General features: G+C 62.3%; 3 protein-coding genes. 2 read left to right on the plus strand and 1 reads right to left on the minus strand.

Features of this window, described 5'->3' with window-relative positions; translation table 11 throughout:
• Both OU415_RS38195 and OU415_RS38200 read left to right on the plus strand, forming a co-directional pair.
• Window positions 1-420, plus strand: a 420-nt coding sequence (locus tag OU415_RS38195) for an HD domain-containing protein (protein WP_270954688.1), incomplete at its 5' end; no start/stop codon positions are given.
• 89 nt (window positions 421-509) lie between these two features.
• Window positions 510-764, plus strand: coding sequence for a hypothetical protein (locus tag OU415_RS38200; protein WP_270954689.1), 255 nt, complete (start codon window positions 510-512; stop codon window positions 762-764).
• Between the two features lie 63 nt (window positions 765-827).
• Here the strand turns inward: OU415_RS38200 and OU415_RS38205 are convergent.
• Window positions 828-1,235, minus strand: a 408-nt coding sequence (locus tag OU415_RS38205; protein ID WP_270954690.1) for a YdcF family protein, incomplete at its 5' end; no start/stop codon positions are given.

Raw genomic sequence — 1,235 nt, forward strand, 5'->3', positions numbered from 1 at the left:
GATGCAGAGCTGCTAGAAGCGGCAGCCGTTCTCCATGACGTCGGCTACGCGCCAGATCTCGCAGAGACCGGCTTTCACCCTCTGGACGGTGCCCGGTTCCTTGAGGCGCTTAATGCTCCTCGGCGTCTGGTGCACCTCGTGGCTCACCATTCGTTCGCTGCCCTAGAAGCGGACCTGCGCGGTCTTGCCGATCAGCTCGCTGTCTACGAGGACGAAGCGACTGCCACTCGTGATGCGCTGTGGTGCTGCGACCTCACCACGACGCCCGACGGCGAACCTGTCGACGCCCGCGAGCGGATCGCTGAGATCAAGCACCGGTATGGCCCCGGTGACCTCGTTACCGAGTTCATCACCAAGGCCAGCCCGGAACTGCTGGGGGCAGTCGATCGCACTTGGGAGCGGGTCGGCACCGCCCGCTGAGGAACGGCACCTCCGGAAAGCGATGGGGAACTCCTGAGTGATGGAGGCTCGCCCGAGGCGGAAGCAGACCAGCAGGCAGACTTGTGACCATGTCCATCCGAGAGGTCCAGATCAGCGGCTACAGCAGCCGGGACGACGTCCCGGGAAAAATGACCGAGCCGCCCGAGCAAGTCCTTAACGTCGCAGTCATCCAAGAAACAGCGTTCTTGGAAGTTCAGCCCATGGACAGCAACGGCCATGCTGGCGAGGCGGTTGCGGCCATTCAAGTGCCCGCAAAGTCACTTGTCCGGGCTCTCAGGGTCCTCATCGAGGATGACGAGAGCAGAGCTTCGCATACCGCCTAGTCTCTGTTGCCTGCTAGCCAGCCGCTGAGCAAGAGAGCTGGCCAGCAGGCAACTAGTCCTCAATCAGACGAGCCTGGAGACATAGCCTGCGTCAACGAGCCGGCGGTACGCAGCATCTACCTCCGCCGGGACATCTTGGGGGACTGCAAAACCTCGCTCGGCGTAGACGGTGATGCGCTGGGTATCTCCAACGAGCATGTTGATCACGCGGCTGACGTCCCCGATTGCGCGCACGTACTCGTCCAACGGCAAACGTTGCGAGCTGCACACGATTTCGACATCCGGCCAGATCTTCTTGGCCGTAGCGAACGCTCGGCGCTGCTGGTAGGGCCGCGACACCAACAGCATCGAACTGACTGGGATGCCCTCGGTGTCCAGCAGTTCTCGGGTGTACTCGATGTTCTCAGCTGTGTTAGTTGCCCGCGGCTCAACCAGAACCGCCGAATCCGGGACTCCAAGCTCAAGGGCGCG

The sequence above is a fragment of the Saccharopolyspora oryzae genome (genome assembly GCF_027853915.1).
Taxonomy (GTDB): Bacteria; Actinomycetota; Actinomycetes; order Mycobacteriales; family Pseudonocardiaceae; genus Saccharopolyspora; species Saccharopolyspora oryzae.